Genomic DNA, 7472 nt, shown 5'->3' with positions numbered 1-7472 from the left:
ACCACGCTGAGCAACTCCACTACGCTCACATGCGCACCCTCAATCCGGAGGAGGCACTCACAACCTGAGCTCTCCGGAAATGCCGGGATGGATCACAAAGACCGTCAGCGCTTCCGAAGGTCTCTGACCACAAACGAGGTCCCCGACCCAACGCAGTCCTTGGAACCGGGAACATCGTCGTCGTCGAGCGAATTAACCGCGATCCGCCGCCACAAAAGTAGGGGAAGAAGCTTCTTCCCCTACCCTTGGTGTCCTCCCCCAGAAAATTCTCGCGGACGACTATGAACCCCGGGGAAGAAGTTCTTCCCCTAGATTTTGCGGGCGGGCTGCCAGTACATTTGCCCAGGTCACCGACCTGGTCACCAACTCTTCAGATCAGGGAGCGGTGGGACGGCCGCTTCTCGCCGGTCGAGCGGGTGGCGCGCAGCATTCGGGACGGCACAGGCTTCCGTTGTCGCCGCAGCCGAAGGCGTCGGTGTCGCCACCACCGTCGGCGTATCGGTCGACCATGTCGATGATCATGTCGACGAAGCGGGGGTCGGTGCCCACGGTGTCGGCACGGGCGTAGCCCATGCCCAGCTCGGCCGCGAGCTCCGCAGCCTCGTTGTCGAGATCCCAAATAACTTCGAGATGATCGGAGATGAAGCCGATCGGATACACAATGACCTGCGTGACACCTTGTGCGGCAAGATCTTCCAGGTGGTCGCAAATGTCGGGTTCCAGCCACGGAACCTGCGGTGGGCCCGACCGTGATTGCCACACCTGATCGAATTCGTCGTAGCCGAGCCGCTCGGCGACGGCGGTCGCCGAGGCCAGCACCTGTCGCGAGTACAAGCCAGAGTCGTCGGGGGGTCCCGACGATCGGTCGGCGGACATCGGCACCGAATGCGCGGTGAACACCAGTCGCGGACGGGTCGTCGCGTCAGGTAACGACGCCGCCGCACGTCGGACAGCGTCAGCACCGGCGTCGAGGAAGGCCGGCTCCGCCCAATATTGCGGCAGCTTTCGTAGGACGACGCCGGAATCGCTTGCGGTACTGGTCGGTTCGAGTCGTGCCAGCGACCGCAGCGCGCGATCGATGTCCTCGTGATACTGCCGGCATCCCGAATACCCACCCCACGCTGAGGTCGGGAACACCAGAATCCGCCGGTGCCCCGCGCGGTACATCTCGGCGAGCGTGTCCTCGGCCATCGGTGTCCAGTTTCGGTTCCCGAACCACACCGGCAGATCGCGGCCACGCGCAGCAAGACCAGCGCGCAATGCGTCGATCATGTCGAGGTTGAGCCGATTGATCGGCGAAACACCGCCGAAGTGCTGGTAGTGCTTCGCCACCGCCTCGAGCCGATCCCGTGGTACTCCCCGACCCCGAGTCACGTTCTCCAGGAACGGCATCACGTCGTCCGGACCGTCGGGGCCACCGAAGGACAGGAACAGCACGGAGTCGAACCCGGCGGTGACTCGCTCGTCTGCATCGAGCGTGTCTGCGCCGACCCCTTCTGCGCCTCGTCCGTTCGTCACGTTGTTCACACCTGGTCGGCGAAACCCTCTGGGAACCAAAGGTTGTGGCTTGCACCGCCGTCGACGTAGACGATCGACCCCGTGGTGCCCGGCAGCCAATCCGACAGCAACGCGCAGATCGACTTGGCCACGACAGTCGGGTCGTCGATGTCCCAACCGATCGGCGAAGCCCCGTCCCAGTAGGTGTTGAGCATGTTCAGCTGCTTGGCATCATCGGTGGCGGTGCCGGCAATCGCCTTGGCCGCCAGCGTCTTGATCGGGCCGGCCGCGACGAGGTTCGAGCGAATGTTCTTGGCCTCGCCCACTTCCCGCGCCACGTAGCGATTGACCGACTCCAGAGCAGCCTTCGCGACGCTCATCCAGTTGTAGTACGGCATCGCACGGCGCGGATCGAAGTCCATCCCGACGATCGACCCGCCCTCATTCATCACCGGCAGCATTGCCTGTGCCAGTGAGGCATAGCTCCACGCCGACACCTCGAACGCCTTCGCTGCGTCGGGCCCCGGCCCCTCGAGAAATGGCACCATGTCCGGCCCCAACAGGGTCTTCGGCGCGAAAGCGATGGAATGCAGCACCCCATCGACACCCTCAGGGGCGTGTTCGCGGACCCGATCGGCCAGAGTCGACAGACCCTCGGGGTCGGTGACGTCGAGTCCGATCGCCGGCGGCACCTCCTGCGGGAGTCGCTTGGCGATGCGGTCGATGAGGCGCAGTCGCTCGGGGATGCCGGTGATGATGACCTTGGCGCCCTGCTCCTGCGCCATGGCGGCGGCATGGAAGGCGATCGACGCGTCGGTGATGATGCCCGTGATGAGGACGGTCTTGCCGTCCAGGATTCCGGTCACTGCAGTGCTCCTGATCAGGTTGGGGGTGTCGTACTGCGAGATTTGCTGGAGGTCTTGGCTGGGGTCCGCTCAGTTGCCCATGCCCATGCCGCCGTCGACCGGGATCACGGCGCCGGTGATGTAGCCACCGTCGTCGGAGGCCAGGAAACTCACCGCGGCGGCCACGTCTTCCGGCTTTCCGGTGCGGCCCAGCGGAATAGCCTGCTTGGCCATCTCGATATAGCGGTCTTCCATGGCGGCGGTCATGTCGGTGTCGATGAAGCCCGGTGCCACGACGTTGGCGGTGATGTTGCGGGACCCGATCTCACGCGCGATCGACCGCGCCATTCCGATCAGACCCGCCTTGGACGCCGCGTAGTTGACCTGCCCGGGGATGCCCGACATCGCGACCACCGACCCGAGGAAGATCATGCGCCCCCACTTCGCGCGCTGCATGCCCTTGGTGGCGCGCTTCGCGCAACGGAAGGCGCCGGTGAGGTTGGCGTCGATGACCTTCTCGAACGACTCCTCGGACAACCGCATCAACAGCATGTTGTCGGTGATGCCGGCGTTGGCGACCAGCACCTCCACCGGACCCTGATGGGCTTCCACCTCCTTGAAGGCACGGTCGAGCGACTCGGAGTCGGTGACGTCGCACTGCACGCCGAACAGTCCTTCGGGTGCGCCGGATCCGCGGTGGGTGACCGCGACCTTGTGCCCGTCGGCAGCGAGGCGACGGGCGACCGCGAGCCCGATCCCGCGATTGCCTCCGGTCACCAAGACCGACCGCGACGGCCGCTGATCGGACTGAGCTTCGTTGCTTGCTGTCATAGATGTCAACCTATCGGGGTCGGGTTCGAGTCCTCGCTGCGGGTATGCGCCCGACGGTCAGGGCAGACGCCGGTTGATGGCGAGGGCCGCGAACGCAGACGCCAGCGCGAACAACGTACCGGCGATGAGCCATGGACGGTAATTGTCGCCGCGTCGTGTCTCGTAGCCGATCTCGCTCTGGAGCTTCTCGTAGACCCGGTTCAGCTCGTCGAGCGACTGCGCGGTGAAGAAGTTGCCACCACTCAGGTTCGCGATCTGCTTGAGCGAGGGGTCGTCGACCGGCACGGGCACCCGGTCACCGTCGAGTTCCACGGTGCCGTACGAGGTTCCGAACGAGATCGTGGAAACTGGCACCCCCTCTTCCTTCGCCTTTCGGGCCGCCGTGAATGCGCCGCGCGGGTCGGTGGGCTCGTCGGGCACGGTCTGCTTGCCGTCGGACAACAAGACGATGTGGGCCGGTGGCGCCGCCTCCGGACCGCCGAGTACCGCATTGAGTGTGCGGATCTGGTCGAGCGCGGCGAAGATGCCTTCGCCGGTCGCGGTCTTGTCGGCCAACACCAGTTTGTCGACCGCCTTCTTGGTCGCGGTGTGGTCGGGCGTCGGCGACACCAAGGTCGAGGGGGTCCCGGCGAAGGAGATGAGACCGAGATTGATGCCCTCGGTCAGATCGTCGGCGAACTTCTTGGCGGCCTCCTGGGCCGCCCGGATACGCGACGGCGCGACGTCGGTGGCGTTCATCGAGCGCGACACGTCCATGACGAGCACCACGGTGGCCTTGTTGCGCGGTACCTGCCGATCGGCCTGCGGACCCGCCATCGCAACGGTCAGCAGGATCAGCGCAACCAGCAGCAGGGCGATCGGAACATGCCGCAGCCGGTTGTGCTGCGGCGGTGAAACCTGGTCGAGCACTTCGAGGTTGGCGAAGGTGAACGCCCGTTTGCGACGCAACCGCTGAACGTAGAAGTAGGTGACCGCGAGGACGACGACAGCCAGCAGCAACAAGAGCCACCACGGGCTCGAGAAGATCCTGCTCATCCCACCCCCGCAGCCAGACCGCGCCGGCGCTGAGCGACGAACTTGATGGTGTCGGTCATCCAGTCGCGGTCGGTGCGCAACGTCAGCACCGGCCCGCCGCAACTACGGATCGTCCGATGCACCTTCTGTTGATGGGCCCGGGCGGCCGCGGCGAAGTCGGCGCGCAGCTTGTCGTTGATCGTCACCTCGCGGATCTCGCCGGACTCGGCGTCGGCCAGGGTCACCTCGCCGACGGCGGGCAGTTCGAGATCGCGTTGGTCGAGCACCTCGACGGCCAACAACTCGTGGTGAGCCGCGATCGCGCGCAGTGACCGCTCCCAGTCGATCGGACCCAGGAAGTCACTGATCACCACGGCGAGCCCCCGACGACGTTGTGGGCGCCGAAGCGCCTCGATCCCGCCCTTGAGGTCGCCGCGCACACCCGGCGCGCTGCGTCGAGTGGTGGCGATCGCCTTCAGCAGCGTCTGTGCGTGCGCGCGACCGCTGCGCGCCGGGATCCTGACGATGTCGTCACCGGTGACAACCAGCGCGCCGTGCCGGTTGCCGCCCTCGGTGGTCAGGTGGACGATCGCGGCGGCCGCTGCGACGGCAAGGTCGCGTTTGGTGCAGTTCGTCGTGCCGAAATCCAGACTCGCCGATGCGTCGACCACCAGCCAGGTCTCCAGCTCACGGTCGGCGATCATCTGCCGGACGTGCGGTTGAGTGGTCCGCGCGGTCACCGACCATTCCATCCGGCGGATGTCGTCGCCGGGCTGATACTCGCGTGCCTCACCCGGTTCGGAGCCCGGACCGGGGATCAGGCCGAGGTGCTCGCCCTGCAGCACACCGTCGAGCTTGCGGCGCACCGTCAGTTCGAGCGTGCGCAACGCAGCCGTCAGTTGGGGTTCCTCGAGCAGTCCAGCACCGAGGTTGGGCAGATCCTTGTTAGCCGCCATACCGCGCTGTCGTCTGGTTCACCTGTGCGGGATTGACCGGGCCGGGAGCACCCTGCGGGGCCGGCGCGGGGTATCCGTTGCCTGCGGGTACCTGCGCACCCGCACCGACTGTGGGCGCTCCGGCCGGATACGACGCCGCGGGCACCTGCTGCGCACCGACCTGCGGCAGTCCGACGGTCTGCAGCACCCGGTTGATGACCTGATCGGCGTCGATCTCGTCCGCGAGCGCGTCGTAGCTGAGCACCAAGCGGTGCCGCAGCACGTCGGGCATGATCTCGACGATGTCCTGGGGCACGACGTAATCGCGCCCGCGGACGAGTGCCAGCGCACGGGCGGCCGCGACGATGCCCAGCGTCGCACGCGGGGACGCACCGTAGGAGAGCCAGGCCGCGACGTCGGTGAGTCCGAGTTCGGCCGGCCGTCGGGTCGCGTTGATCACCCGCACCACGTAGTCGACGAGGGCGTGGTGGACGAACACGTTCGCGGCGGTCTTCTGCAGCCGCAGCATGGCGGCCGGATCGAGCACCTGCGACGCAGTGGGCGGCACGTTGCCCATCCGGTAGACGATCTCGCGTTCTTCCTCGACCGACGGATAGTCGACCAGGATCTTGAACAGGAAGCGGTCGCGCTGCGCTTCCGGTAGCGGATAGACGCCTTCGTTCTCGATCGGGTTCTGGGTGGCCATCACCAGGAACGGGTCGGGCATCGGGTACGTGGTGCCACCGATCGACACGTGCCGCTCGGCCATCACCTCGAGGAGCGCCGACTGCACCTTGGCGGGAGCGCGGTTGATCTCGTCGGCGAGCAGGAAGTTCGCGACCACGGGTCCGAGTTCGGTGTCGAACTCCTCGCGTCCCTGCCGGTAGATCCGGGTGCCGATCAGGTCGGTGGGCACGAGGTCGGGAGTGAACTGGACGCGGGAGAACGAGCCGCCGACCACGGTGGCAAAGGTCTCCACCGCCAGCGTCTTGGCGACGCCGGGGACGCCCTCGAGGAGGATGTGGCCGCGCGCGAGCAATCCGACCAGAATGCGCTCGACGAGCTGATCCTGTCCGACGATGACGCGCTTTACCTCGTAGATCGCTCGTTCGAGCAATTTGACGTCGGCGTCGGTCAGCACCGTCTCGCCGGCAGCGGATGCTGAACCGCTCTTGTCCAGCGAGGTCTCGCGTTGGGGGTGCGATGAGGTCAACCCGTGCTCCTGTCCGTACCGGTCTGGTCCGTGCCGGTGGGACCGTCGTCCGACGGGTACCCCCACCCGCGGGCATGCTGCCCGATGTCCGTGACACCAGCCGCCCCGTTCATCGGGAATCGACTCACGTCACACGTGTGCATGCCAGCCTAGCCGCGTCAACTGAAAACGGGCCAAGAAGGGTGGGCGCGCCGTCCGATGGTCGATCGATTGATCGTCGATCAACCGTGCGCCGGGAGACGTCCGACCCAGAGGATGTCCAACGCACAGAGTCCGACTCAGAGGAGCCGCACGACGTTGGGCATCGCACCGTCGGTCCGCAGCGGCGACACCTTGACCACGTCACCGGACTGCGGGGCCTCCACCATCTTGTTGTCGCCGAGGTAGAGCGCGACGTGCTGGCTGGCGTTGGGGCCGTAGAAGATCATGTCGCCGCGTCGTATCTGTGACAGCGGCACCTGCGGACCGGACGTGTACTGATAGCCGGTGTAGTGCGGTAGCTCGATGCCGACGCCCGCGAACGCGTAGATCATCAGGCCCGAGCAGTCGAACCCTGTCTTGTTGTAGTCGCCGAAGCTGTCGGCGACACCGCCGTCACGAATGCCCTGGGTCGGGCCGTTCGCGTTGCCGCCGCCCCACGCGTAGGGGACGTTGAGCTGCGAGAGCGCGCGATTCACCACGAGTTCGACGGCCTGCGGACCGCGCAGGCCCGGGCGGACCTGGCCGTTGCCCGACGAACTGCCGAACAGCGATCCCAGACTGCCCGATCCGAGGCGCGCGATCAGCGAGTTCCCGCTGCTGCCCGTCATGTCCGAGCCGCCGATACCGAGTTCGTTGAGCAACTGGGATTGCGGGAGTTGCTGTTGGCCGACGATGGCCGCGAGTGCCTTCTGCCCGAGGTCGAGCGCCAGCCTGGCGGCTGCTTCCGCCGCGACGGCCAGGGCCTGGTTGTCTCCCGCTGCCGGTGTGGCGCTCGGGCCTGCCGGCCGGCCCGGCATGGGCGGGAACAGGTTGGACAGCAATTCGGCGGCCGACGGGCCGGCGGCCACCTTGCGCGGCTGCACTCCCCGCAACCGGTCGAGGCGGGCCTGGGTGTTGTCGCGCTGCTGGATCAAGGTGGTTCGACGCTGACGTTCG

At 66.6% G+C, this 7472-nt stretch carries 7 protein-coding genes; all 7 read right to left on the bottom strand.

The genetic code is table 11. The annotated features are described in order from the left end of the window. Window positions 1–375 precede the first annotated feature (375 nt). Window positions 376–1437, bottom strand: a complete 1062-nt coding sequence (locus ABZW74_RS23250; protein WP_355279719.1) for a ferrochelatase — start codon at window positions 1435–1437, stop codon at window positions 376–378. A gap of 86 nt (window positions 1438–1523) precedes the next feature. After that, window positions 1524–2363, bottom strand: a complete 840-nt coding sequence (inhA, locus tag ABZW74_RS23245) for an NADH-dependent enoyl-ACP reductase InhA (RefSeq protein WP_240858014.1) — start codon at window positions 2361–2363, stop codon at window positions 1524–1526. A 69-nt stretch (window positions 2364–2432) separates the two neighbouring features. Next, entirely contained in the window at window positions 2433–3173 is a 741-nt protein-coding gene (gene fabG1 / locus ABZW74_RS23240; protein ID WP_240858019.1) for a 3-oxoacyl-ACP reductase FabG1, read from the bottom strand. Window positions 3174–3230: 57 nt separating this feature from the next. After that, window positions 3231–4199 carry a VWA domain-containing protein gene (locus ABZW74_RS23235; protein WP_240858637.1) on the bottom strand — a complete coding sequence of 323 codons (969 nt, stop codon included), beginning with the start codon at window positions 4197–4199 and terminating at the stop codon, window positions 3231–3233. A gap of 5 nt (window positions 4200–4204) precedes the next feature. Then, the gene (locus tag ABZW74_RS23230) at window positions 4205–5143 is read right to left on the bottom strand and encodes a DUF58 domain-containing protein (RefSeq protein WP_240858021.1); all 939 of its coding nucleotides are present in this window, start codon (window positions 5141–5143) and stop codon (window positions 4205–4207) included. Further along, a complete protein-coding gene (locus tag ABZW74_RS23225; RefSeq protein WP_355279717.1) occupies window positions 5133–6302 on the bottom strand; it encodes a MoxR family ATPase in 1170 nt (389 codons plus the stop codon). The genes ABZW74_RS23230 and ABZW74_RS23225 overlap by 11 nt, the downstream gene beginning before the upstream one ends. A 311-nt stretch (window positions 6303–6613) precedes the next feature. After that, window positions 6614–7472 (bottom strand): NlpC/P60 family protein (locus tag ABZW74_RS23220; RefSeq protein WP_355279714.1); only part of this gene is annotated, 859 nt, incomplete at its 5' end.

This window comes from Gordonia sp. NPDC003585 (genome assembly GCF_040610755.1).
Classification (GTDB): Bacteria; Actinomycetota; Actinomycetes; order Mycobacteriales; family Mycobacteriaceae; genus Gordonia.
Note: the sequence above shows the minus strand (reverse complement) of the source record. Positions and strands in the feature narration are given on the sequence as shown.